18 protein-coding genes are annotated in these 24,542 nt (G+C 67.5%); 13 read left to right on the top strand and 5 right to left on the bottom strand.

Annotation, left to right across the window (positions count from 1 at the left end):
- Window positions 1-24 precede the first annotated feature (24 nt).
- Both JYA52_RS05450 and JYA52_RS05445 read right to left on the bottom strand, forming a co-directional pair.
- Entirely contained in the window at window positions 25-3,945 is a 3,921-nt protein-coding gene (locus tag JYA52_RS05450) for a Pls/PosA family non-ribosomal peptide synthetase (protein WP_205652244.1), read from the bottom strand.
- Between the two features lie 134 nt (window positions 3,946-4,079).
- The gene (locus JYA52_RS05445; protein ID WP_205652186.1) at window positions 4,080-5,045 is read right to left on the bottom strand and encodes a quinone oxidoreductase family protein; all 966 of its coding nucleotides are present in this window, start codon (window positions 5,043-5,045) and stop codon (window positions 4,080-4,082) included.
- Between the two features lie 202 nt (window positions 5,046-5,247).
- On the opposite strand from JYA52_RS05445, the gene JYA52_RS05440 reads away from it, so the two are divergent.
- Window positions 5,248-6,396 carry a D-TA family PLP-dependent enzyme gene (locus JYA52_RS05440; RefSeq protein WP_205652185.1) on the top strand — a complete coding sequence of 383 codons (1,149 nt, stop codon included), beginning with the start codon at window positions 5,248-5,250 and terminating at the stop codon, window positions 6,394-6,396.
- A gap of 10 nt (window positions 6,397-6,406) precedes the next feature.
- Here JYA52_RS05440 and JYA52_RS05435 read toward each other — a convergent pair whose 3' ends face one another.
- Window positions 6,407-7,513, bottom strand: coding sequence for a fatty acid desaturase family protein (locus JYA52_RS05435; RefSeq protein WP_205652184.1), 1,107 nt, complete (start codon window positions 7,511-7,513; stop codon window positions 6,407-6,409).
- Between the two features lie 214 nt (window positions 7,514-7,727).
- Here JYA52_RS05435 and argC point away from each other — a divergent pair, with 214 nt between their 5' ends.
- The 9 genes from argC (at window position 7,728) to JYA52_RS05390 (ending at window position 17,410) form a co-directional block, all read left to right on the top strand.
- Entirely contained in the window at window positions 7,728-8,759 is a 1,032-nt protein-coding gene (argC, locus tag JYA52_RS05430; protein ID WP_205652183.1) for an N-acetyl-gamma-glutamyl-phosphate reductase, read from the top strand.
- Window positions 8,756-9,922 (top strand): bifunctional glutamate N-acetyltransferase/amino-acid acetyltransferase ArgJ, encoded by a 1,167-nt coding sequence (argJ, locus tag JYA52_RS05425; RefSeq protein WP_205652182.1) that lies wholly within the window; start codon window positions 8,756-8,758, stop codon window positions 9,920-9,922. The genes argC and argJ overlap by 4 nt, the downstream gene beginning before the upstream one ends.
- A 32-nt stretch (window positions 9,923-9,954) precedes the next feature.
- Window positions 9,955-10,887 (top strand): acetylglutamate kinase, encoded by a 933-nt coding sequence (gene argB, locus JYA52_RS05420; RefSeq protein ID WP_205652181.1) that lies wholly within the window; start codon window positions 9,955-9,957, stop codon window positions 10,885-10,887.
- Between the two features lie 44 nt (window positions 10,888-10,931).
- Window positions 10,932-12,197, top strand: coding sequence for an acetylornithine transaminase (locus tag JYA52_RS05415; protein WP_205652243.1), 1,266 nt, complete (start codon window positions 10,932-10,934; stop codon window positions 12,195-12,197).
- The gene (gene argF, locus JYA52_RS05410) at window positions 12,194-13,201 is read left to right on the top strand and encodes an ornithine carbamoyltransferase (RefSeq protein ID WP_205652180.1); all 1,008 of its coding nucleotides are present in this window, start codon (window positions 12,194-12,196) and stop codon (window positions 13,199-13,201) included. The genes JYA52_RS05415 and argF overlap by 4 nt, the downstream gene beginning before the upstream one ends.
- Window positions 13,202-13,732 carry an arginine repressor gene (locus JYA52_RS05405; protein ID WP_205652179.1) on the top strand — a complete coding sequence of 177 codons (531 nt, stop codon included), beginning with the start codon at window positions 13,202-13,204 and terminating at the stop codon, window positions 13,730-13,732.
- Between the two features lie 98 nt (window positions 13,733-13,830).
- The gene (locus tag JYA52_RS05400) at window positions 13,831-15,036 is read left to right on the top strand and encodes an argininosuccinate synthase (protein ID WP_205652178.1); all 1,206 of its coding nucleotides are present in this window, start codon (window positions 13,831-13,833) and stop codon (window positions 15,034-15,036) included.
- Window positions 15,037-15,042: 6 nt separating this feature from the next.
- On the top strand, window positions 15,043-16,482 hold the full coding sequence (argH, locus tag JYA52_RS05395) for an argininosuccinate lyase (RefSeq protein ID WP_205652177.1): 1,440 nt from the start codon (window positions 15,043-15,045) through the stop codon (window positions 16,480-16,482).
- A gap of 190 nt (window positions 16,483-16,672) precedes the next feature.
- Window positions 16,673-17,410, top strand: coding sequence for a maleylpyruvate isomerase family mycothiol-dependent enzyme (locus JYA52_RS05390; protein ID WP_205652176.1), 738 nt, complete (start codon window positions 16,673-16,675; stop codon window positions 17,408-17,410).
- A gap of 14 nt (window positions 17,411-17,424) precedes the next feature.
- On the opposite strand, the gene JYA52_RS05385 is transcribed toward JYA52_RS05390, so the two are convergent.
- Both JYA52_RS05385 and JYA52_RS05380 read right to left on the bottom strand, forming a co-directional pair.
- Window positions 17,425-17,970 carry a methylated-DNA--[protein]-cysteine S-methyltransferase gene (locus JYA52_RS05385; RefSeq protein WP_205652242.1) on the bottom strand — a complete coding sequence of 182 codons (546 nt, stop codon included), beginning with the start codon at window positions 17,968-17,970 and terminating at the stop codon, window positions 17,425-17,427.
- 38 nt (window positions 17,971-18,008) lie between these two features.
- On the bottom strand, window positions 18,009-19,520 hold the full coding sequence (locus JYA52_RS05380; RefSeq protein ID WP_205652175.1) for a DNA-3-methyladenine glycosylase 2 family protein: 1,512 nt from the start codon (window positions 19,518-19,520) through the stop codon (window positions 18,009-18,011).
- 110 nt (window positions 19,521-19,630) lie between these two features.
- Here JYA52_RS05380 and JYA52_RS05375 point away from each other — a divergent pair, with 110 nt between their 5' ends.
- From JYA52_RS05375 to tyrS, 3 genes are all read left to right on the top strand, one after another.
- Window positions 19,631-20,287: a DNA-3-methyladenine glycosylase gene (locus JYA52_RS05375; protein WP_205652174.1), complete on the top strand. Its 657-nt coding sequence runs from the start codon at window positions 19,631-19,633 to the stop codon at window positions 20,285-20,287.
- A gap of 121 nt (window positions 20,288-20,408) precedes the next feature.
- Entirely contained in the window at window positions 20,409-22,637 is a 2,229-nt protein-coding gene (locus tag JYA52_RS05370; RefSeq protein ID WP_205652173.1) for a HelD family protein, read from the top strand.
- Between the two features lie 130 nt (window positions 22,638-22,767).
- Entirely contained in the window at window positions 22,768-24,081 is a 1,314-nt protein-coding gene (tyrS, locus tag JYA52_RS05365) for a tyrosine--tRNA ligase (protein ID WP_205652172.1), read from the top strand.
- Window positions 24,082-24,542 lie beyond the last annotated feature (461 nt).

Raw genomic sequence — 24,542 nt, 5'->3', positions numbered from 1 at the left:
GGTCTTGTGGTCATTCTGCGGCAACTACTTCAGGCGCCGCGCCGGAACTCCCGGTCCGGTCCAGGGGGTCACGGGGTTACCCATCCAGTACGTCCCGGCCGGGACGGTCTCCCCGCGCATCACCAGTGATGCCGGGCCCACAGTTCCGCCGTCGCCGATCCGTGCTTGTGGCAGGATGACGCCGTGCGGGCCCATAGTGGCGCCGTCTTCGAGCGTAACAGCGTCGATGCTCATGACGCGGTCGTGGAAGAGGTGCGTCTGCACCACGCAGCCGCGATTGACCGTCGAGCTGTGGCCGAGGGTCACGAGGTCTGCCTCAGGAAGCCAGTAGCTCTCACACCACGTTCCGCGGCCAATTTTCGCGCCGAGGGCGCGCAACCACCAGACGAGGGCGGGGGTGCCGGTGGCCGCCCGCGCGAACCACGGCGCGCTGACCATCTCGATAAAGGTGTCCACCACCTCGTTGCGCCAGATGAACGAGCTCCACAGCGGATGTTCCCCCGGCTTGATCCTTCCGACCAGGATCCATTTGGCCGCCACGGCGCTGGCCGCGGCGACGCCGCCGGCGAGCATGAGCACCAGTCCTCCGAGTGCGGCCGCGGCCGCATAGCCCGCCACCGCTGCCAGCCAATCGAAGACGACCATGACGCCGATTGCCAGGGCCACTGTCAGCATGACCGGGACGAAGCGGCACAGCTCCCACAGGGTCCTCGCGGCCTTAAGCCTGGCATGGGGCCGGAAGGTCCGTGTGTCGTCCGACGCAACGGCGGTGCGACGGAGCCTGACCGGAGGGCTGCCGAGCCAGGACGTTCCCGACTTGGCCTTGCTGGGCGTCGCCGAAAGTACCGCCACGAGCGAGTTCTTCGGCACGTTGCGCCCGGCGGCGGTCATCCCCGAGTTGCCCAGAAACGACCGTTTCCCGATCTTGGCGGGGGCGATATGTATCCAGCCGCCGGCCAGCTCATAGGACGCCACCATGGTGTCGTCCGCGAGGAATGCCCCCTCGCCCACGGTCGTCATCTTGGGGAGCAGGAGAACCGTGGATGCCTCGACGTTCTTCCCCACTTTGGCGCCCAGCAGCCTCAGCCAGACCGGGGTGAAGAGGCTCGCGTAGATGGGGAAGAGCAGGTCGCGGGCCATGTCCAGGACCCGCTCCGTCGCCCAGACTTGCCAGCCGATGCGGCTGCGCACCCGGTAGTGGCCCTCCGCCAGCCCCGCCCCCAGCAGCCTCGTGACCGCCAGAACCAGCAGCAGGTTGGCCAGGAACCAGGTCAGGGCGGCCAGCGGCAGCGAGGCCAGGAGCTGTGGCCAGGCTCCGGTCAGGGACTCGTTTCCCCTGATGAACAGGAACACCACCATTGCTGCTGCGGCCGCGGATACGTAGGGGATCATGGCCAACACCGCCGAGGCGCCGGCAAAGGCGGCAAACCACAGCCTGCCGATGAGGGAGCCCGACGGCGTGGAATCCGGCCAATCCTGCTTGGCCTTGCCCCGGCGTTCAGCCGGAGATCCCGCTACCAGCTGCCCGGCTTTGACCTTGCCGAGCACAGCGGAGCCCGGCTCCACCTGCCCGCCGGCGCCAATGCTCGCGCCGGGCATGAGGGTGCTCCGGGCGCCGACCGACGCCCCGGCGCCGATGTGGACGTGGCCGATGTGCACCATATCGCCGTCGATCCACCATCCGGAAAGGTCCACTTCGGGCTCGACGTTGCTGCCGTTGCCGAGCGACAGGAAGCCCGTCACAGGCGGCAGCGAATGCAGATGGACGTTGCTCCCGACCTTGGCACCGAGCGCCCGGGCATAGTACGGAACCCACGGTGCGCTGGCAAGGCTGACGGCACTGGAGAGGTCCTGGATCTGCTCGGCCAGCCAGAGCCGCAGATGCACCCGGCCGGACCGCGGGTAGGTGCCGGGCACAACTTCCCGGAGCAGCAGGCGGGCTGCCGCGACCGAGATGGCCATCCGCCCCAGCGGGCTGACGAAAACCAGCCACGATGCTGCGACCCACCACCAGGAGAGCACCGGAGCCGCCGTAAACCCCGCAAAGGCCGCCAGCAGGTTGTTGGCTGCCATGAGGTAGGTCAGCCAGCGCATTCCCACGAGAATATGGAGCGGGGCTCCCATAAGGGTCTGGAAAACCTGCGACTTGCGGGCGGTGGGCCGCACCGGCCGGGCCGGTGCCGGACCTGCCGCAACACCGTCGGGCAGGGACTGGCGGGCGGTGTCGATCAGGGCGCCAACACGCGGAGTGGCATAGATGTCCGCCACCGTGATGGTGGGATACCGCACGCGGAGGGCCGATACGAGCTGGGCTGCCGCCAGCGAGCCGCCGCCGTGGGCGAAGAAGTCCGCGTCCAATGTAGCCACCCTGCCTCCCAGCACGGCCTCCCACTGCTCCACGATCCACTGCGCGTCTTCGGGCAGGTTGAGCGGGGCAGCGGCTGCGTCTGTGGCGCCGGCGCCCGGCAGCGGCCAGGGCAGCGCGTGCCTGTCCACTTTGCCGCTCGTTTTCGTGGGCAAGCTGCCGACAACGGTCAGCATTGGTATCAGCGCGGCGGGGAGCGTGGCGAGCAGCAGCTCCCGGGCGGCCGCCAGATCCAGCTCGCCGGCGCCGGCGGGGGCGAGGTAGCCAACCAGGACCTGGTTGCCTGCCGCCGTCGTGCGGACCGCGGCAGCTGCGCCCGCCACGCCCGGAAGCGACTGCAGTGCGGCGTCGATTTCGCCGAGTTCGATCCTGCGGCCGCCCAGCTTGACCTGTTCATCGGCGCGTCCGATGAAGATCAGCCCCGCGGGTTCGTAGCGGACCAGGTCGCCGGAGCGGTAGGCGCGGTCCCACGCGAGGGCCGGCATGGGGGCGTATTTTTCCGCGTCCTTCTGCGGGTCGAGGTAGCGGGCCAGGCCGACGCCTCCGATGATGAGTTCGCCGATTTCGCCCTCGCCGACGGGAACGTCGTTGGAGTCGACCACAGCGAGGTCCCAGCCGTCGAGGGGCAGCCCGATCCGGACTGGGCCGGTGCCCCCGAGGGGAGCGGCGCAGGCGACCACCGTCGCTTCGGTGGGTCCGTAGGTGTTCCACACCTCCCGGCCTTCCACCGCGAGCCGTTCAGCCAGTTCCGGCGGGCAGGCCTCCCCGCCGAAGATCAGCAGCCGGACGTTTTCCAGGGCCTCGGCGGGCCACAGCGCAGCCAGTGTGGGCACCGTGGACACCACCGTGATGCCGTGGCTGATAAGCCAAGGCCCGAGATCCATCCCCGTCCGGACCAGAACCCGCGGTGCCGGCACCAGGCAGGCGCCGTGGCGCCAGGCCAGCCACATCTCCTCGCAGGAGGCGTCGAACGCCACGGACAGGCCGGCGAGGACGCGGTCCTGGGGGCCGGCGGGCTCATCGCGCAGGAAGATCCTCGCCTCAGCGTCAACGAACGCGGCCGATGACCGGTGGCACACTGCCACCCCCTTGGGCGTCCCGGTGGACCCTGAGGTGAAAATCACCCAGGCGTCGTCGTCGGGGGCTGCCGTGCGCGGCGCCGGGAAGGGGCGCGGGCGCTTTTTGTCGGTGACAATGTCGCCGCCGCCGCGCAGGACGCCGGCGACGCCCGCCTCGCTGAAGACCAGCTTCGCGCGTTCATCCGGGTCGTCGGCGTCGACCGGCACGTAGGCCGCCCCGATCAGCATGACTGCAAGGATTGAAATGTACAGCTCGTTGGTGCCGGACGGGATCCTGACGCCGATCCTGTCACCGGCGCCCAGACCCGCCAGATGAAGCCGGCGGCCTACAGCGCGGACCTCTGCCATCAGCTGTGCGTAACTCAGGGACTGGCGGCCGTCATCAAGCGCCGAGGCATCGGGGTACCTGGCCGCAGTCTCCTGCAGTATGTCCAGCAGCGTCCGCTCCGGCGGGGCAGACCGCGAACCCGGCAGCTGGGCCGCGTGGACGGTGGCAGCCACGGTCCCGTTGGCCGCGGGGCCTGCGGGTCGGTCGGTCTGGGGGAGTTGCTCATTCACTGGTGGATTCTCTCCCGGCAAGATGAACAAAAGGTAGCGCACGTTACCCGGTGTTCACCTGGCGGCGCCGGCGATGGTCAGGGCACCAGCAGGACCTTGCCCGTGGTGCGCCGCGCTTCGAGGTCCTCGTGGGCACTCTTGGCCTCGGCGAGGGGATAGGTTCCCCCGACGCGGACCTTGAGGTTCCCGTTCGCCGCGGCGGCGAAAATCTCACCCGAGCGCCAGTGGCGCTCCTGGGCGTTGAGCAGGAAGTGCCCGAGCGAGGGCCGGGTCAGCGTCAGCGATCCGCCGGAGTTGAGGCGCTGGGGGTCCACCGGCGGAACGGCACCTGATGCGGCGCCGAAAAGGACCAGCGTTCCCCTGGTGCGCAGGCAGGACAGGGAACCGTCGAAGGTGTTCCGGCCGACGCCGTCGTACACCACGTCCACGCCCTTCCCGCCGGTCAGCTCGCGGATGTGGTGGGGGAAGCCCTCGTAGCGCAGCACATGGTCGGCGCCGGCCTCCCGGGCGAGCTCTTCCTTGGCGTCCGAGGAAACCGTGGTGATGACACGTGCGCCCCGTTCCTTGAGCAGCTGGGTCAGCAGCAGGCCAACCCCGCCGGCGCCCGCGTGCGTCAGCACCGTGTGGCCCGGCTCCACCCTGAAGGAAGAATTGATGAGGTAGTGGGCCGTCATGCCCTGGAGGGGCAGCGCCGCCGCTGTGAGGTCGTCGACGCCGTCGGGCACCGGAAGGGCCTTGGCCGCATCCAGCAGCGTGTAGCCGGCGTAGCATTTTGACCCCTCGGCCGTGGCGACCCGGCTGCCGACGGCGAAGTCCTCGACGCCTTCGCCGACTTCCTCGACGGTTCCGGCGGCTTCAGAACCCGGAGTGAAGGGGAAGGGGACCTGGTACATGCCGCCACGCTGGTAGGTGTCAATGAAGTTCACGCCTGCTGCCGCTACCTTGATGAGCAACTGGCCGGGGCCGGGAACGGGGCGGTCAATCTCCGTGAAGTCCAGGACCTCGGGTCCGCCCGGCTGCTGGGCGACGATGGCGTGCGTCATGGAATCTCTCCTTTCCCGGGCCGGGACTTCCGGCAGCCGGATGCTCAGTCCATCCTAAGGAGAGCGGAGCTTGAGGCGAAGCCGGGCAGGCGCTCAGGGCCGCGGGGGTTCCTGTGCCCGGGCATCTGCGGTGATACGGCCTAGTCCATAACGGACCCTTAGCCAATAACATGAGTAAGGCCGCCGTTGCGAAGGAGAGTACATGACCACCGTCAATGCCCGGGGAGACGAGCGCCAACACCTCCCCATTACGGCAGTAATCCCTCCTGGCCTCACGACTCCGGAGGTGATGATCGACGTCGACGTCCTCGACCGGAACATCGCCCGGATGGCGTCAGCCACGCAGGCGCGCGGGCTCCGGCTCCGCCCGCACGCCAAGACCCACAAGGTCCTGGAAATAGCCGAGCGGCAACTCGCGGCCGGGGCAGTCGGGCTGACCGTCGCCACCATTGGCGAAGCAGAAGTCTTCGCCAAGGCCGGAGTCACGGACATCTTCATCGCCTACCCGCTGTGGGTGACGGAATCCCAGGCGAAACGGCTGCGCAACCTGGCGGAAGCGTGCAGCATCACCGTGGGAGTGGACTCGGCGGAAAGCGCGTCCTTCATGGGGAAAAACCTCGGAGCCGACGCCGGCAGGATAGCGGTCCTTGTGGAGCTCGACAGCGGACACCACCGCAGCGGAGTCCACCCGGACGAGGCCGCCGGGGTTGCGCGCGCGGCCGCCGATGCCGGGCTGGACGTCGCCGGTGTCTTCACGTTCCCGGGCCACAGTTATGCGCCGGGGATGCCGCTGGAAGCGGCCCGGCAGGAGGACGCAGCGCTGCGCCTGGGGGCCGACAAGTTGGCCGCCGCAGGCTTCACCGTGAAAACCATCAGCGGAGGATCCACGCCCACGGCCATGCTCGAAGGGGACACCGCCGCAACTGAACTGCGCCCCGGGGTTTATGTGTTTGGCGATGCCCAGCAGCTTGAGCTCGGGCGGTGCGGGACCGATGACATCGCGCTGACGGTGGCCAGTACGGTGGTCAGCCACCACAGGACGGATCCGGGTGAGCCCGGACGCTTCATCATCGACACAGGCAGCAAGGTCCTGGGCAGCGACCGCCCGGCGTGGGCCAGCGGCTACGGCCGGCTGCTCGACTATCCGGATGCCACCATAACCGCGCTGTCAGAACACCACGCCACGGTGCAATGGCCGCAAGGGCTCGCGCTGCCGCACCGCGGTGACCGGCTCAGGGTGGTCCCCAACCACGTGTGCCTCACTATGAACCTGGTGGACGAGGTGGCGGTCGTCAGCCAGGGGGAGCCCGCAGGCCGGTGGAGGGTTGCCGCGCGGGGAAAGAACAGCTGAGGGCCGGCCGTCAGTAGCGCCTGGTGACCGTGGCCATGGGGCACTCGAAGCGCCGTCCGGCGGCGAGTCCCACCTCGTTGAGATAGCGCACGATGATGCCGTAGGAGGCGATGAGCGTGGTCTCCGTAAAGGGGATGCCGTGCGTCGCGCAGTACTGGCGTACGATCGCGGTCGCCTTATGCAGCTGGGGACGCGCCATGTCGGGGAAAAGGTGGTGCTCCACCTGGCGGTTGAGCCCGCCGAGCAGGATGTCCATGAACCGTCCGCCTGAAATGTTGCGGGACGTCAGGACCTGGCGGCTCAGGAAATCCACGCGGCTGTCAGCAGGGAGGACCGGCATGCCCTTGTGGTTTGGAGCAAAGGATGCCCCCATGTAGAAGCCGAAGACGGCGAGCTGCACGGCGACAAAGGCGCAGGCCATGCCGAGCGGGAGGAATGTAAAGGCGAGCACGGGGATGACGCTGAGCCGTACCAACAGGATGGGCAGCTCCACCCAGCGGTGGTTCACTTTGGCCCGCCCGAAGATGAACCGGACCGAGTCGATCTGCAGGCCCAGTCCCACCAGGAACAGCAGCGGAAAGAAGAGCCAGCCCTGCTTGCGTGTGAGGAAGGAGAGGCGGCCCTGGCGTTCAGCGGCGGCCTCGGTGTGGAAGACAATGGCTCCGGGAGCGATGTCCGGATCCTTGGAGATGACGTTGGGGTGGTTGTGGTGGGCCCCGTGTTTCTGCTCCCACCAGGAGTAGCTGATGCCGGCCACGGAGGTGGCAATCAGCCGGGCGGACCAGTCGTTGGCCCGCCGGGAAGCGAAAATCTGGCGGTGGCCTGCTTCATGGGCCAGGAAGCTCAGCTGCGTGCAGATGATCCCGAGTGCTGCGGCGATCAGCAGCTGGAACCAGCTCTCTCCTATCAGCGCGAAGCCGAACCAGGTGGCTGCCATCAGGACGACCAGGCTGGAGAACACGGTGATGTAGAAGCCCTGGCGCCGTTCCAGGAGACCGGCGGCACGCACGGACTTGAGCAGGTCGGAGTAGCTCTGCGTGACGGGGTTGGCCTTGCGGACCCTGCTGGGCTGGCTGATCCGCGGCTGCGGGCGCTCAGAAGTGATGGTGGACGTCATGAACGGCGTGCCTCGTAACTGTTTACGGGCAACGCTGCTGCCGACGTTCGGCATGCGCGGAGTGGATCACCCTCACTCAAGGATACGCTCCCGCCCACCGTGTACCGTTCCGCTGCTGCTCCCGGCGACGGGACTGTGGCGAACAGCAGAGAGCATGCAGCATCCAATGCATAAATATCGGGACCTATGCATACTCTTGCTGTATAGTCGTGGCATGACTATTTCTGTTGCCGTCTCCGGCGCGAGCGGTTATGCCGGCGGCGAGGTGCTCCGCCTTCTGTCCGGCCACCCTGACGTCACCATCGGTGCCATCACGGCGCACAGCAACGCCGGTTCCAGACTAGGCGAACTGCAGCCGCATCTCCATGGCCTGTCCAGCCGCATTCTGGAGGACACCACGGTGGAGAACCTGTCCGGGCACGACGTCGTGTTCCTCGCCCTGCCGCACGGGGCGTCCGCGGACATCGCCGCCCAGCTGCCTGAAGGCACCGTGGTGATTGACGCTGGAGCGGACCACCGGCTGGAGGACGCCGCCGCGTGGGAGAAGTTCTACGGCTCCGCCCACGCCGGGACCTGGCCCTACGGCCTGCCCGAGCTGCCGGGCCAGCGGGAGAAGCTCCGGGGCGCCAAGCGGATCGCTGTCCCCGGCTGCTACCCGACGTCGGCCCTGCTGGCACTCACGCCCGGCTTCGCCGCCGGGCTGCTGCAGGGCGACGACGTCGTCATCGTCGCCGCCTCGGGCACGTCAGGGGCCGGCAAGGCCGCCAAGGTGAACCTGATCGGCTCCGAGGTCATGGGATCCATGAGCCCCTATGGAGTGGGCGGCGGCCACCGCCACACTCCGGAGATCGAGCAAGGGCTGTCCAACGCCGGGGGAGAGGCCGTGACCGTATCGTTCACGCCCACGCTGGCACCGATGAGCCGCGGCATCCTCACCACCGCCACCGCCAAGGTCAAGCCAGGCGTCGGGGCCGATGACCTCCGCAGTGCGTGGTTCGAGGCGTACGACGATGAACCGTTCGTCCACCTGCTTCCGCAAGGCCAGTGGCCCTCCACGAAATCCGTGCAGGGGTCCAACCATGCGGCCATGCAGCTGGCCTTCGACGCGCACACTGGCCGCGTGATTGTCACCTGCGCCATCGACAACCTGACCAAGGGGACCGCGGGCGGCGCCGTGCAGTCCATGAACATTGCCCTCGGCCTGGCGGAGACCGCCGGCCTCAACCTGCAGGGAGTTGCCCCGTGACCGTTACCGTGCCCCAGGGATTCCGCGCCGCCGGCGTCAAGGCAGGCCTCAAGGCGTCCGGAAACCCGGACCTGGCCCTCGTGGTCAACGACGGCCCCTCCAAGGCTGCCGCAGCCGTTTTCACGTCCAACCGTGTGGCCGCCGCACCCGTCCACTGGTCGCGCCAGGTGGTGTCTGACGGCCGCGTGGACGCCGTCATCCTGAACTCGGGCGGGGCCAACGCCTGCACCGGGCCGCAGGGCTTCCAGAACACGCACACCACGGCCGAGAAAACGGCCGAGGTCCTCGGCATTTCCGCCACCGACGTCTTTGTCTGCTCCACCGGCCTCATCGGTGAGCAGCTGCCCATGGACAAAATCGTCCCCGGGATCGACACCGTGGCAGCCGCGCTCAGCGATGACGGCGGTGCGGAGGCCGCAGCGGCCATCATGACCACGGACACGGTGCCCAAGCAGGCAGTCTTCACAGGAACCGACGCCGAGGGGAACGGGTTCAGCATCGGCGGCATCGCCAAGGGCGCCGGCATGCTCGCGCCCGGGCTCGCCACCATGCTGGTGGTCCTCACCACGGATGCCGACGTCCCGGCTGAAATGCTCGACGTCGTCCTCCGCGATGTCACGCGCGTCACCTTTGACCGGGCCGACTCGGACGGCTGCATGTCCACCAACGACACCGTGGTGCTGCTGGCCTCCGGGGCCTCAGGTGCCGTGCCGTCCGCCGAGACGTTCAGCGAGGGACTCACCCAGGTGTGCGCCGAACTCGCCCGCAAGCTGATCGGCGACGCCGAAGGCGCCAGCCACGACATCGCAGTCCGCACGTTCAACGCGGCCAGCGAACGCGACGCCGAAACCGTCAGCCGTGCCGTCGCCCGCTCCAATCTCTTCAAGGCGGCCATATTCGGCAAGGACCCGAACTGGGGACGCGTTCTGTCCGCCGTCGGAACAACTGACGCCGTCTTCGAGCCCGACGCGCTGAACGTCTCCATGAACGGCATCCAGATCTGCCAGAACGGCAGCATCGGCCAAGACCGCAAGCTAGTGGACCTCGAACCGCGCGAAGTGCACGTGGAGATCGACCTGCAGGCGGGCAGCGCGGAAGCCACCATCTGGACCAACGACCTCACCCACGACTACGTGCACGAGAACAGCGCCTACTCAAGCTAGATCCACCAGCCACCCCTGGAGAGAACAGCAGCATGAACACCCAGACCCGCGAGACCACGTCCATGAGCGATGCCCAGGGCAAAGCCGGCACGCTGATCGAAGCCCTGCCCTGGATCCAGCGCTTCGCCGGAACCACCATGGTGATCAAGTACGGCGGCAACGCCATGGTCAACGATGAGCTGCGCCGCGCCTTCGCCGAGGACGTCGTTTTCCTGCACCACGTGGGCATCCACCCCGTGGTGGTGCACGGCGGCGGACCGCAGATCAACGCCATGCTGAGCCGGCTCGGCATCGAGTCCGAGTTCAAGGGCGGCCTGCGCGTCACCACCCCCGAAGCGATGGATGTGGTGCGCATGGTGCTCACCGGCCAGGTGGGCCGCGAACTCGTGGGCCTGATCAACTCCCACGGGCCCTACGCCGTGGGCATGTCCGGTGAAGACGGCGGCCTGCTGCGCGCGGTCCGCACGGGAACCGTGGTCGACGGCGAAGAGGTGGACCTTGGCCTGGTGGGCGAAGTGGTGGGCGTCAACCCGGAGGGAATCGTCGACATCCTGGCCGCTGGCCGCATTCCCGTAATCTCCACGGTTGCCCCGGAGATAGCCGAAGACGGCAGCACCACCGGACAGGTGCTCAACGTCAACGCAGACACGGCGGCGGCCGCCGTCGCGTCGGCCCTTGGCGCCTCCAAACTTGTCATCCTCACTGACGTCGAGGGTTTGTACGCGAACTGGCCGGACAAGTCATCGCTGATCTCGTCGGTGACGGCTTCGGAGCTGCGGGAGATGCTGCCGCGCCTTGAGTCCGGGATGATCCCCAAGATGGCGGCATGCCTGAAAGCCATTGACGACGGCGTCGAGCGCGCGCACATCGTAGACGGCCGCCTGCCGCACTCGATGCTCCTGGAAACCTTCACGACCGCCGGCATCGGCACCCAGGTGGTCCCGGACGAGGAAGTGAACGCATAGTGAGCAACCTTGAAGATCTCGACAAGCTCGATCACCGGAGCCCGGTGGTTGAGCAGTCCCCGGTGGTTGAGCTCGTCGAAACCACAGGGCACTCCAGCGGGGCCGACTGGCTGGCCCGCTACTCATCCTCGCTGATGGGCGTGTTCGGCACGCCGCAGCGCGTCCTGGTCCGCGGGGCCGGCTGCCTGGTCTGGGACGCCGACGGCAAGGAGTATCTGGACCTGCTCGGCGGCATCGCCGTCAACGCCCTGGGACATGCCCATCCGTTCGTGACCTCGGTGATCGCCAGCCAGCTGGCCACGCTGGGGCATGTCTCCAATTTTTTCACCAGCCCCACGCAGATCGCCCTGGCCGAGAAGCTGCTGGCACTGAGCAACGCGCCGGCAGGCTCGAAGGTCTTCTTCACGAACTCCGGCACCGAGGCCAATGAGGCAGCCTTCAAACTGGCCCGCCGGAATTCCGGTTCTCCCGCCGGGGAGGCGGGCGGCAAGCCCAGGACCAGGATCATCGCGCTCGAGGGAGCCTTCCACGGGCGGACCATGGGTGCGCTGGCGCTCACGGCGAAGGAAGCCTACAGGGCGCCCTTCGAGCCGATGCCCGGCGGGGTGGAGCACATCCCGTTCGGCGACATCGACGCGCTCCGGAACGCCGTGGACGACACCGTGGCCGCGGTCTTCCTGGAACCCATCCAGGGCGAAGCAGGAGTCCGGCCCCTTCCCGCCGGGTACCTGCAGGCGGCCCGCGAGCTCACGTCGCAGGCCGGTGCCCTGCTGATCCTTGATGAGGTGCAGACAGGCATTGGCCGCACCGGAAAGTGGCTTGCCAGTGAAGACGCAGGAATTGTTCCCGACGCCGTCACCCTGGCCAAGGGGCTCGGCGGCGGCTTCCCCATTGGCGCCCTGGTCACGTTCGGGGAGGAGACCTCGTCCCTGCTGACGGCGGGGCAGCACGGCACCACGTTCGGCGGAAACCCTGTGGCCACGGCCGCTGCCCTGGCCACACTGCATGCCGTCGAAAACCAGCACGTGCTGGACAACGTCCGGGCGGTGGGGGAGCACATCCGCGCTGCCCTGGCCGCCGTCGACGGTGTCACGGAGGTCCGTGGGGAGGGCCTCCTGATCGGCTTCGACCTCGACGCCGATGTTGCTCCCGCCGCCGTGGCAGCCGCGCTCGACGCCGGGTTCATCATCAACAGCCCCGGGCCGCGGACCATCCGCCTGGCCCCGCCGCTGATCCTTACGGAAGACCAGGCAGACCGTTTCCTCGCCGCCCTTCCGGCCATCCTGCAAACCGCAAAGGACGCACAGTGACTTCAGCAACCGCTTCCCAACCCGCGACCCGCCACTTCCTCAAGGACACCGACCTCAGCCCGGCTGAACAGGCCGAAGTCCTGGAGCTGGCCGTCCGCATGAAGGCAGCGCCCTACAGCGTCCAGCCGTTCGCCGGAGAAGGCAGCGGGCGCAAGACCGTGGCTGTCATCTTCGACAAGACCTCCACCCGCACCCGTGTGTCGTTCGCCGCCGGTGTGGCGGACATGGGCGGCAACGCCCTGATCATCAACCCGGGTGAGGCGCAGATCGGCCACAAGGAATCCGTGGAGGACACCGCCAAGGTGCTGGAGCGCATGGTCTCCACCATCGTGTGGCGCACGGGCGCCCACTCGGGCCTCGTCGCCATGGCGGAAAACTCCCGCGTTCCCGTCATCAATGCCCTGTGCGATGACTACCACCCCTGCCAGCTGCTGGCGGACCTGCTGGCAGTCAAGGAGCACAAGGGTGAACTCAAGGGGCTCACCATGGCCTACCTCGGGGACGCAGCCAACAACATGGCCAACTCCTACCTGCTGGCCGGCGTCACGGCGGGGATGCATGTTCGCATCGCCGGCCCGGAGGGATACCTGCCGGCGGCAGGCATCGTCGAGTCAGCCAGGGAACGCGCGGCAGAATCAGGCGGCTCCGTGCTCATCACCACCGATGCGCAGGAAGCCCTCAAGGGGGCCGACGTCGTGGCAACGGACACGTGGATCTCCATGGGCCAGGAAGCCGAAAAGGAAGCCCGGCTCCAGCTGTTCCGCGAGTACTCCGTCGACGAGGCCGCCATGGCACTGGCGGCGGAAGACGCCGTCGTGCTCCACTGCCTCCCCGCCTATCGCGGTTTTGAGATCTCAGCGGCCGTCATCGACGGGCCGCAGTCGATTGTCTGGGACGAGGCGGAAAACCGGCTGCACGCCCAGAAGGCGCTGATGGCCTGGCTCATGCACCGCTCCGGACTCGCCGTGGTCGACGGGCTCCCCCCGGTGGCAGGGCAGGCCTAGTTGTCTGTCCAGCCGCCGGTGCCGGGCGCGAGTCCGGCCACCAAGACGGCCCGCCAGGCGCGGATCACCGCGATCCTGACGGGCGAGTCGGTGCGCTCCCAGGCAGAGCTGGCAGCCCTGCTCGCGGACGACGGCGTGCAGGTCACGCAGGCTACCCTGTCCCGTGACCTCGTGGAACTCGGGGCTGTCCGGGTCCGCGGGAAGGAAGGCGTCCTGGTCTACGCGGTTCCCGGCGAGGGCGGCGAACGGGCTGCGAAGAGCGGGGTCAGCCAGGAAATCCTCGACGCGCGGCTTTCCAGGCTGTGCGGGGAACTGCTGGTCACCGCCGAGGCGTCGGCCAATATCGCCGTGCTGCGCACGCCTCCCGGGGCGGCGAACTTCCTGGCACTCGCGATAGACCATTCCGTCATGCCGTCCATCCTGGGCACCATAGCGGGGGACGACACCGTGCTGCTGGTCGCCCGCGATCCGCAGGGCGGGCCGGAACTCGCCGCGCGTTTTTTGCAGCTCGCTGAGGAAGCCGGCCAGTAAGCCGGGACAGCACGTTTTCAAATTGGGCCCGGCACAGCGGTGTGACAGGCTTTTCATCAGACAAACAAGTTCAACCAACCAACTAAGGAGCATTTGACGTGACTGAACGTATTGTTCTGGCCTACTCCGGTGGCCTGGATACTTCCGTAGCCATCGGCTGGATCGGTGAAGCCACCGGCGCCGAGGTCATCGCCGTGGCGGTCGACGTCGGACAGGGCGGCGAATCGCTGGAGACCATCCGCCAGCGCGCCCTCGGCTGCGGCGCCGTCGAGGCCTACGTGGCTGACGCGAGCGACGAGTTCGCCAACGAATACTGCATGCCGACGCTGCAGGCCAACGCGCTGTACCAGGGCCACTACCCGCTGGTCTCCGCGATTTCCCGCCCCGTGATCGTCAAGCACCTCGTCAAGGCGGCCCGCGAATTCGGCGCCACCACCGTGGCCCACGGCTGCACCGGCAAGGGCAACGACCAGGTCCGCTTCGAAGTGGGCATCCAGACCCTCGGCCCGGACCTGAAGTGCATCGCGCCGGTCCGCGACCTCGCCCTGACCCGCGACAAGGCCATCGCCTTCGCCGAGGAAAAGGGACTGCCGATCGAGACCACCAAGAAGAACCCCTACTCGATCGACCAGAACGTCTGGGGACGCGCCGTCGAAACCGGCTACCTCGAGGACATCTGGAACGCCCCCACCAAGGACATCTACGACTACACCGCCACCCCGGAGTTCCCGCCGGCCCCGGACGAGGTCACCATCTCCTTCGAAGCCGGCGTTCCGGTAGCCATCGACGGCGTCAAGGTCACCCCGCTGCAGGCCATCAAGGAACTCAACCGCCGTGCCGGTGCGCAGGGTGTGGGCCGCATCGACGTCGTCGAGGACCGCCTCGTGGGCATCAAGTCCCGCGAAATCTACGAGGCTCCCGGTGCCATGGCACTGATCACGGCCCACAAGCACCTCGAGGACATCACCATCGAGCGTGAGCAGGCCCGCTTCAAGGCCACTGTTGGCCAGCGCTGGGCCGAACTGGTCTACGACGGCCAGTGGTTCTCCCCGCTCAAGCGCTCCCTCGACGCCTTCATCGCAGACACCCAGCGCTACGTCTCGGGTGACATCCGCATGGTGCTGCACGGCGGCCAGGCGATCGTCAACGGACGTCGTTCCGAGACCTCGCTCTACGACTTCGACCTCGCCACCTACGACACCGGCGACACGTTCGACCAGTCCATGGCTCGCGGCTTCATCGAGCTGTGGGGCATGTCCGCCAAGGTTGCCTCCGGCCGCGACATCCGCGTCGCAGGGAAGTAAAAATCGGTGGTTGAGCCTGTCGAAACCCCGAAGTCCGAAGCCACCAACACCGGTGCGCTGTGGGGCGGCCGGTTCGCCGGCGGCCCGGCAGACGCACTGGCGGCGCTCAGCAAATCCACGCACTTTGACTGGCGCCTGGCCCGCTACGACATCGCCGGCTCCATGGCGCACGCCCGCGTGCTGCAGAAGGCCGGGCTGCTGGACGACGCCGAGCTTGAGGGCATGCTGGCCGCCCTCAGGCAGCTGGACGAGGACGTTGCCTCCGGCGCCTACCTGCCGGCGGAGTCCGACGAGGACGTCCACGGATCGCTGGAACGCGGCCTGATCGAGCGCGCCGGCACCCAGCTGGGCGGCAAGCTCCGCGCCGGACGTTCGCGCAACGACCAGGTGGCCACCCTCGGCCGCATGTTCCTGCGCGACCACGCCCGGATCATCGCCCGCGGAGTGTTGGCCACCATCGATGCGCTCGTGGAGCAGGCTAAGGCGCACAAGGGCGTGGCCATGCCCGGCCGCACACACCTGCAGCACGCCCAGCCGGTTCTGCTGAGCCATCACCTGCTGGCCCATGCCTGGGCGCTGCTGCGGGATGTGCAGCGGCTGCAGGACTGGGACAAGCGTGCGGGTGTCTCGCCCTACGGCTCGGGTGCCCTCGCGGGCTCCTCGCTGGGCCTGGACCCCGAAGCCGTCGCGGCGGACCTGGGCTTCTTCTCGGCAACCCACAACTCGATCGACGGCACCGCATCCCGCGACGTCTTCGCCGAGTTCGCGTGGGTGTGCTCAATGATCGGTGTGGACCTTTCGCGCGTGTCCGAGGAGGTCATCCTGTGGGCCACCAAGGAGTTCTCCTTCGTCACGCTGCACGATTCGTATTCCACCGGGTCGTCGATCATGCCGCAGAAGAAGAACCCGGACGTGGCTGAACTGGCCCGCGGCAAAGCCGGGCGCCTGATCGGCAACCTGACCGGCCTGCTGGCAACCCTGAAGGGCCTGCCGCTCGCGTACAACCGCGACCTGCAGGAGGACAAGGAACCGGTCTTCGACGCCGCGGACACCCTGGAGCTGCTGCTCCCGGCGGTCTCCGGCATGATTGCCACCCTGAAGTTCAACACCGCGAGGATGGAATCGCTGGCCCCGCAGGGCTTCGCGCTGGCCACGGACATCGCCGAATGGCTGGTCCGCCAGGGAGTTCCGTTCCGCGAGGCGCATGAGCTCTCCGGTGCCGCCGTGAAGCAGGCGGAAAGCCGCGACGTCGAGCTGTGGGACCTGACGGATGAGGAGTACGCCGCCATTTCTGAGCACCTGACGCCCGAGGTCCGCACGGTGCTCAGCACCGAGGGTTCCCTCAACAGCCGCAACTCGCAGGGCGGCACCGCACCGGCCGCCGTCGAACGCCAGCTGGCCGCGCTGGAAGGCGAGCTGGCCGGCGTGCGCGAGTACGCCGGGTAACAGCACCACGCTCTCTCAGTTGTTGCGGCTTTTTGGCCAACGCTCTCTCACTTTCCGCAAGAAAGTGGGAGAGCGTTGTCGATATCCATGCATGAGAGAGCGTTGTGGGTTTAGCGCCGAAGACCCACCACGATCATGGCCGGCGCGGGACCTGCGTTAAGGCAAATTAACTGTCCGCTACGATTGCCGTATGACCGCAATCACACCCGACACGGTTCTCGCCGAACTTCACAAAGCGGCCGACGTCGTTGCCTCCCTTGCAGCAAAGCTCACCCAGGAAGACGTTCCGGCACCCTCCCTGCTGGCGGGCTGGACCCGCGGACATGTGCTCGCGCACATCACCGGTATCTCGAACGCCATGGCCCGGCAGCTCGAATTCGCGGCCCGCGGCGAAACGGTGGAGCTGTACGACGGCGGTTACGACGGCCGCACGAATGCCATCGAGGCGGCTGCCGGCCATGGCATCGACGAACACCGCCGCGACCTCACCGCAGCGCTCGAACGGGCCCTGCAGGCGTTCGACTCGCTGGAGCCGGGCGGCTGGCAGGTTCCCATTTCCTACCGCGGGGGAGTGGTGCTCGACGGCGGCCTGGCGCTGTGGCGCGAGCTCGTGATCCATGCGTCCGACCTCGGCACCGGGCGCGGGCCGGAAACCTGGAGCAGGCAGTTCTGCGAACACCTCTTCGATTTCCTGTCGGCCCGGGTGCCGGAAGGACAGAAGTTTGTGCTCCAGCCCCTCGGCCTGCCGCCTGTGGCAATCGGCACCGGCGGGCGCTCCACTGTCATCAGCGGAATGGTCACCGACATCGCGGCCTGGCTCGCCGGCCGCGAACCTTCGCTGGGCAGCCTGCGCGCCTCTGCGGCGGCCGACGGCGTGGATCTGCCGGAGCTGCTGCCGTGGCCGTCGGGAGTTCCGGCGTCCAAGTAGGGACGCCGCCTCGCCTAGCGCGCCTGCGTTGTGAGAGATTCGGCCGCGGGTGATGGCGCTGTGAGGGCATCCCTTTCGCGGGCCAGCAGGCTTTCCTTGATCCGCAGCCCCCACCGGAAACCGCCCAGCGTGCCGTCGGTGCGGACCACCCGGTGGCACGGCACGAACAGCGCCGCGGCGTTGAAGGCGCATGCACTGGCCGCGGCGCGCACCGCCTTGGCATTACCGGACAGCTCTGCGTACTCGGTGTAAGTCACCGGCGCTCCGGGACGGACGGTCCGCAGGACATCCCAGGCGTGTGCCCGGAAAGGACCCGACTTCTGCAGCACGGGCACGCCCATGGCCGGGGCCGGGTTGCCGGCGTAGAAGGCCTCCACGGCCGCAGAAATGGGGCCGAGGCCGTCCACGTTCTCGTAGCCGGCCGGCAGCAGCTCGGGATGGATCTGACCGGTGAGTTCACTGGCCTCCGCCGTCCAGCCCGAAGCCAGCACCACACCGTCCCGGGCGATGATGGTAAACGGGCCGTCCGGAGTTGCCATGGTGAGCAGCTGCGCCTTGATGGCCGTGTCCGTGTGCTCGACTCTCATGTTCTGTGCCTTCATGTCAGTGCCTTTACGGCGGTGGTTGTGGTGGATTTCGGGGCAGCCGCGGCCGCCCTCCAGAGGTGCATGGTGGCATAGGAGCGCCACGGACTGACTTCAGAGAAGTCGGAGGACAGCGTGGCGGTGTCGGCGCCCTGCCCGCTAGAGACCGTGCCGGCCGACAGCGCCCGGATCCCGTTGCGGACCGCGGCGTCGTTGGCGAGATAGATGTCCGGGGCGCCGATCACGCGCATCGCCACGTACCCCACGGTCCAGGGGCCGACACCCGCCAGCGGGAGGAGCTTCGACCGCAGCCCCGGCAGGTCATCCCCGTAGCCCAGCTCCAGGTCTCCGGCAGCCAGTGCGGCCGCGGCCGCCATGAGTGAGTCTATTCTGCGTTGCGGCCCGCGCAGCAGTTCCCTGCCGGCTGCCGAGATCTGCTCGGGCGTGGGGAACCTCCTGTCCAGGCCGTCGCCGGCGACAGCACTGGCACTGCCTGCCGCGGAAAGCTGCGTGAGCGCCGTCCGGGCCGCGGCAACCGTAATCTGCTGGCCGATCATGGCCCGGATCAGCAGTTCCTGCGGATCCAAGGCGCCAGGCATGCGCATGCCGGGCGCCGCGGCCACCGCGGCGGACAGCCGGGGATCAGCGGCGAGGGCGTCGTCGATCGCCACAGGGTCGGCGTCGAGATCGAACAGCCGGCGCACCCTGCTCAGCAGGGCCGGAAGGTCGCGCAGGTCCACCGCCGCGATGGTGAGCACCAGCGGACGCCCCGGGGCCCCGGCGCCGTACTCCACGGTGAACCGGGCATCGCCATGGGGCAGCCGCAGGCAGCGGCCGTACGACGTCGGCGTGCCGGCCTCGATCCCCGGGATGGCGCGGAGCGCCAGGAAGGTAAAAATCCCAGGGTCGAAGGGCTTCCGGTAGGGCAGATTCAGGGTGAGTGCCGTGCTGGCCGCCGGCGCGGGATGGGGGTGCGCTGTGGCGCGAAGCGCTGTCGGTGTCATGGCGAAGACCTCGCCCACGGTCTCGTTGAACTGGCGGACGCTGCTGAAACCGGCAGCAAAGGCGATGTCCGCGAGCTTCATGGACGTGGACACCAGCAACGTGCGGGCGGTCTGTGCCCTGCCGGCCCGCGCCAGTGAGAGCGGACCGGCCCCGAGCTCATGGCTCAGGATCCTGTTCAGCTGCCGGGATGAGTATCCGAGGCGTGCGGCCAGGCCTTCCACGCCGTCACGGTTGATCACGCCGTCGTTGATGAGCCGCATGGCCCGGCCCGCTACGTCCGAGCGGACGTTCCAGGCGGGGGTCCCGGGCACGGCCTCGGGCAGGCAGCGCTTGCAGGCACGGTAGCCGGCTTCATGCGCGGCAGCCGACGTTTCGTAGAACGTGACGTTTTCCGCTTTTGGCGTCTTCGCCGGGCAGGAGGGCCTGCAATAGATGCCCGTGGTCCGCACCGCCGTGTAGAACTGCCCGTCGAAACGGGTGTCCCGTGCGTCGATGGCGCGGTAGCGCTGCCAGAAGTCCATGACTCCATCCTGTCAGCCGGCAGAGTGCGGGGCTAGCGGAAATCGGACATGGCCGTGGGCGTGTGCGGCTGCCCGCCCCCGCACCAGAAACCCTTGGGTAAAGTCGGGGCATGACCACCAGCGGACCCATGCGGCAATTCTTGTCCGGCGATGCGCGGGAAATCGCCCCGCTGCTCCTGGGGTCGGTCCTGACCCACATGAGCCCGGAGGGACCCGTCGCCGTCCGCATCACTGAGCTGGAGGCCTACATGGGTCCGGTGGATTCCCTCCATCCCGACCCCGGCTCCCATACGTACCGCGGACCCACCCGCAGGAACGCCCCCATGTTCGGTCCGGCGGGCCATCTCTATGTCTACTTCACGTACGGCATGCACTACTGCGCCAACATCGTGTGCGGACCGGCCGGCCACGCCTCCGCTGTCCTGCTGCGCGCGGGCGAAATAGTTGAGGGCCGGGAACTGGCCCTCGAGCGGCGGCCCACGTCGAAATCCGCCAAGGACCTGGCCAGCGGTCCCGCCAGGCTCGCCACGGCGCTCGGGCTGACCACCGAGGACAGTGGCAGGGACGCCCTGAGCCCGCCGTTCGGTCTGGCCATGCCGCCTGCACCCGCCGCGCACGTAAGCGCGGGTCCGCGGGTCGGCGTGGCCGGGCACGGTGGCACGCACGACTATCCGTGGCGCTTCTGGTTGACGGGGGACCCCACTGTGTCCCGCTACAAGGCGGCGAAGGCGCGCCCGGCGCGCACCGCCGACCCGGCGCGCCCCTAGAGGCGCGCTGATTCCTGCCCGTCCCGTCAGATAACCTGCTGTATGCAGTTCAACAGCCGCCACGGACACCGAAATGGTTGTAGAATGGACGGTCTGTCTTTTGCGATAGGGGAACGTTTAAATGCTCGACGCCGATTTGGCCCACGAACGGGACTATGTGGCCGGTCTGTATGCCCGGCTTGATGAATTGCGCGAGGAAAAACGCGCCCAGCTGGCACAGGTGCGCCGCGCTGGCGCAGTGGGCACCATGCAGAACGTTTCCGAACGCGACGCCTTCGCGGCCCTCTACGAGGACCGCCTGGCCCAGCTCGACGCCGTCGACGACCGCCTGGTGTTTGGCCGGCTGGACCTCGACTCAGGAGAGGCGCAGTACATCGGCCGCATCGGCCTGACCACCGATGATCTGCAGCGCCTCATGGTGGACTGGCGTGCGCCCGAAGCAGGGCACTTCTACCAGGCCACGGCCTTTGATCGCCAGGGCGTGCGCCGGCGCAGGCACCTGATCCTCCAGGGGCGCGAGGTCAAAGCCATCGAGGACGACGTCCTGGACGCGGACATGCTGGCGGACAACGAGTCCCTGCAGGGCGAAGGCGCGCTGCTCGCCGCCCTGAACTCCAAGCGGACCGGCCGGATGTCGGACATCGTCGGCACCATCCAGTCCGAACAGGACCGCATCATCCGGTCGTCCATCTCCGGTGCCCTCGTGGTCCAGGGCGGGCCGGGCACGGGTAAGACCGCCGTCGCGCTGCACCGTGCCGCATACCTGCTCTACACGCACCGGGACAGGCTCAAGACAGCCGGCGTGCTGCTGGTGGGACCGTCGTCGTCCTTCATGAAGTACATCGAACGCGTCCTGCCGTCGCTCGGCGAAACCGGCGTCGTGATGGCAAGCGTCGGCCGGCTGATGCCGGGCATCAACGCCGTCCCCGAGCCGGAGGCCGATGTTGCTGCCATCAAGGGGCGGCTGGACATGGCCGACGTCATTGCCAACGCCGTGGCCAACCGGCAGCGCATCCCTGCCGAAAACCGGATTCTCGAAGTGGACGGACGAAAGCTGGTCCTCACGCCCCGGCAGGTCCGCCGCGCCCGGGAACGGGCCCGCTCCACCGGCAAGCCCCACAACGAAGCACGCGTCACGTTCGTCAAAATCCTGCTCCGCGAACTGACGGAGCAGATAACGGAGCTCGTGGAAGCGGGCAACATCGGCAACAACGCAGACCGGTCCTATCTTGCCGAGGACGTCCGCTCCGCCAGGGACGTCCGCATCGCGCTGAACCTCTGCTGGATGCCGATGACGCCCGAAAAGCTGGTCAGTGAACTGCTGAGCAAGCCCGCGCTCCTGGAAGCCTGCACGCCGAAACTCACGGCGAGGGAACGTGAGCTGCTGCTCCGCGCTCCGGATGCCCCGTGGACCGAGGCCGACGTGCCGCTCCTTGACGAGGCGGCCGAACTCCTCGGCGAGCTCGATCCCGCTGCCGGCCGCGGACTCGCCCAGCAGGAGCACGACCGCGCCCGGGACCTGGCAAACGCCCGGCAGACGCTCGTCAACATGGAGACGGCCGGCGTGGACGTCCTGATGTCCGCCGAGGAACTCGTTGAGCAGAACCAGGAGCGCGAGGCACGGTTGACCGCGGCCGAGCGGGCCACCAGCGACCGCACCTGGGCGTTTGGCCACATCGTGGTGGATGAGGCGCAGGAACTGTCGCCGATGCAGTGGCGCCTCCTCGTCCGGCGCTGCCCGCTGAAGTCCTTCACGATCGTGGGGGACATCGCCCAGACCAGCTCCGTGGCCGGGGCCAATTCGTGGCAGGGTGCCCTCGGCCCGCTGTTCGGCGACCGCTGGCAGCTCGAAGAGCTCACCGTGAACTACCGGACGCCGTCGCAGATCGCCGAGTCGGCTGCGCGGATGGCCAACGCTGCCGGGCTCGTGGTGTCCGCGCCGAAGGCGGTCCGTGAGGGCCGCTGGTCGCCCATCATCGATCGGGTGGACCCGGGCAGCCTGGTAAGCCGGCTGGTGGAGGTGCTGCCGGAGGAGCTGGACGCGATCGACGGCGGCCTGCTTGCCGTTATTGCCGACGGGGACCTCCTGCCCGAGGCCACGTCAGCACTCCGCGCAGTCTACGGCCGCCGCATCGGCTCCGGCGCCGGCAGCTACGAACAGGACGTAGTCGTCATCAGCCCCAGGGAGGCCAAGGGCCTGGAATTCGACGCCGTGGTGGTTCTCGAGCCGTCCATGATGCTCAACCATGAACATGGCAGGGTGGGCGACCTCTACGTAGCCATGACGCGGCCCACGCAGCGGCTCCGGCTGATCGCAGGCGCGGGCATTCCGGCGGGCATCGAACGCTGAGATTGTCCGGGGCGGTTCCGGGCGCCCGTGGCCGTCTCTGATGACGGGCGCCCGGTGCCGGCTCCGATGAGGGCGACTGGTGCCGGCATGAGGGCCGCCGCAGGCCGCCGATCCTGCTAACTTAGAAGGCGTGTCACACCTAAACGACCTCGAATCCCAGCAGAACGACCCCAGCTTCGCCAATGTCTGGCAGGAGCTCAAATGGCGCGGACTTGTCCACGTGTCCACCGATGAGGTGGAACTGGAGAAGCTCCTTGCGGGAGACCCGGTCACGTATTACTGCGGGTTCGACCCCACGGCCCCGAGCCTTCACCTGGGGAACCTGGTCCAGCTCCTCCTCATGAGGCGCCTCCAGCTGGCAGGCCACAAGCCCCTGGGCCTCGTGGGCGGCTCCACCGGCCTGATCGGTGACCCTCGGCCGACGGCGGAGCGCACCCTGAACACGAAGGACACAGTTTCGGAGTGGGTCGGCTACCTGCAGGACCAGGTGCGGCGCTTCCTGAGCTTTGATGGTGCCAACGCGGCACGCATGGTGAACAACCTCGACTGGACCGCGCCGCTGAGTGCAATCGACTTCCTGCGCGAGATCGGAAAGCACTTCCGCGTGAGCACGATGCTGCGCAAAGACGCCGTGGCATCGCGCCTCAGCTCCGACGAGGGCATCAGCTACACGGAGTTCAGCTACCAGATCCTGCAGGGGATGGACTACCTGCAGCTCTACCGCGACTACGGCTGTGTGCTGCAGACCGGCGGATCCGATCAGTGGGGAAACCTGACGAGCGGCACGGAGCTCATCCGCAAGGTGGAGGGGAAAACCGTGCACGCGCTCGGCACCCCGCTCATCACCAACGCCGACGGCACGAAGTTCGGCAAGAGCGAAGGCAATGCCATCTGGCTGGATCCGGCCATGTGCAGCCCCTACGCCTTCTACCAGTTCTGGCTGAACACTGCCGATGCCGACGTTGTTGACCGGCTCAAGGTCTTCACTTTCCTGAACCGCGCCGAGATCGAGGCGATCGGGGTGTCCGTTGCCGAACGTCCCTTTGCCCGCGAGGGCCAGCGCCGGCTCGCGTACGAGGTGACCTCGCTGGTCCACGGCGTCGAAGCGACTGAAAAGGTCATCGCGGCATCGGCTGCGGTCTTCGGCCACGGGGACCTGTCGGTACTGGACGAGCAGACGCTCGCGGCGGCGACGTCCGAGCTGCCCTCTGCCTCTGTGGACGGGGCGGCCCTGGGCATCATCGACCTGCTGGTTGCATCGGGTCTGTCGGAGAGCAAGTCTGCCGCGCGCAGGATCGTTGGCGAAGGCGGCGCCTACGTCAACAACGCCAAGGTGTCCGACCCCGATGCTGTGATTGCACGGTCCGAACTGCTGCACGGCAAATACCTGCTGTTGCGCCGGGGCAAAAAGAACCTGGCCACCGTCCAGGTATTGGGCAGCTAGCACTACGATCCCTTCATTGCACGCTCCTCCGCAGCCGATTTGCACGGCCGCGGGGGAGCGTGTAATGTCTTCTGAGTCGCCGCCGCTGAGTGGTGACAAACCCCCTTCACTGAGAAGCAATTCTTCATGTGCAAAGCACTGAATGAAGAAAAGCTTCCAATAGTGCTGGGCGGATTCGTTACACGGAAGTGAATATCGGGAAAACAACCGGATTTGCAAAGTGAAAATGAATGAAATAAGCTATAAACATCGCAGCGAAGAAATGCGAAACAAAAGAGATTAGCGAATTGAGTCGCAAATTGTTTCGAGAAGTATTCGAATGTGTCTGTTGTTTGAGAACTCAATAGTGTGCCAAGTTTGTTGATACCGGTTTATTTTATATGAATTGGTTGATTTGCCGGGCTCGCCTGCCCCTGTGGGTGGGTCTGGTTTTTTAGCTGGTTTCAAATTTTGTGCAGCCT

It is taken from the genome of Arthrobacter pascens (genome assembly GCF_017052465.1).
GTDB lineage: Bacteria > Actinomycetota > Actinomycetes > Actinomycetales > Micrococcaceae > Arthrobacter > Arthrobacter pascens.
Note: the sequence above shows the minus strand (reverse complement) of the source record. Positions and strands in the feature narration are given on the sequence as shown.

Excerpts from the sequence above, each read along its gene's own strand:
- JYA52_RS05445 (WP_205652186.1), bottom strand. The coding sequence starts at position 5,045 with ATGACGCACGCCATCGTCGCCCAGCAGCCGGGCGGACCCGAGGTCCTG.
- JYA52_RS05380 (WP_205652175.1), bottom strand. The coding sequence starts at position 19,520 with ATGGACTTCTGGCAGCGCTACCGCGCCATCGACGCACGGGACACCCGT.
- JYA52_RS05390 (WP_205652176.1), top strand. The coding sequence starts at position 16,673 with ATGACCGCAATCACACCCGACACGGTTCTCGCCGAACTTCACAAAGCG.
- JYA52_RS05440 (WP_205652185.1), top strand. The coding sequence starts at position 5,248 with ATGACCACCGTCAATGCCCGGGGAGACGAGCGCCAACACCTCCCCATT.
- argC (WP_205652183.1), top strand. The coding sequence starts at position 7,728 with ATGACTATTTCTGTTGCCGTCTCCGGCGCGAGCGGTTATGCCGGCGGC.
- JYA52_RS05375 (WP_205652174.1), top strand. The coding sequence starts at position 19,631 with ATGACCACCAGCGGACCCATGCGGCAATTCTTGTCCGGCGATGCGCGG.
- argB (WP_205652181.1), top strand. The coding sequence starts at position 9,955 with ATGAACACCCAGACCCGCGAGACCACGTCCATGAGCGATGCCCAGGGC.
- JYA52_RS05370 (WP_205652173.1), top strand. The coding sequence starts at position 20,409 with ATGCTCGACGCCGATTTGGCCCACGAACGGGACTATGTGGCCGGTCTG.
- JYA52_RS05435 (WP_205652184.1), bottom strand. The coding sequence starts at position 7,513 with ATGACGTCCACCATCACTTCTGAGCGCCCGCAGCCGCGGATCAGCCAG.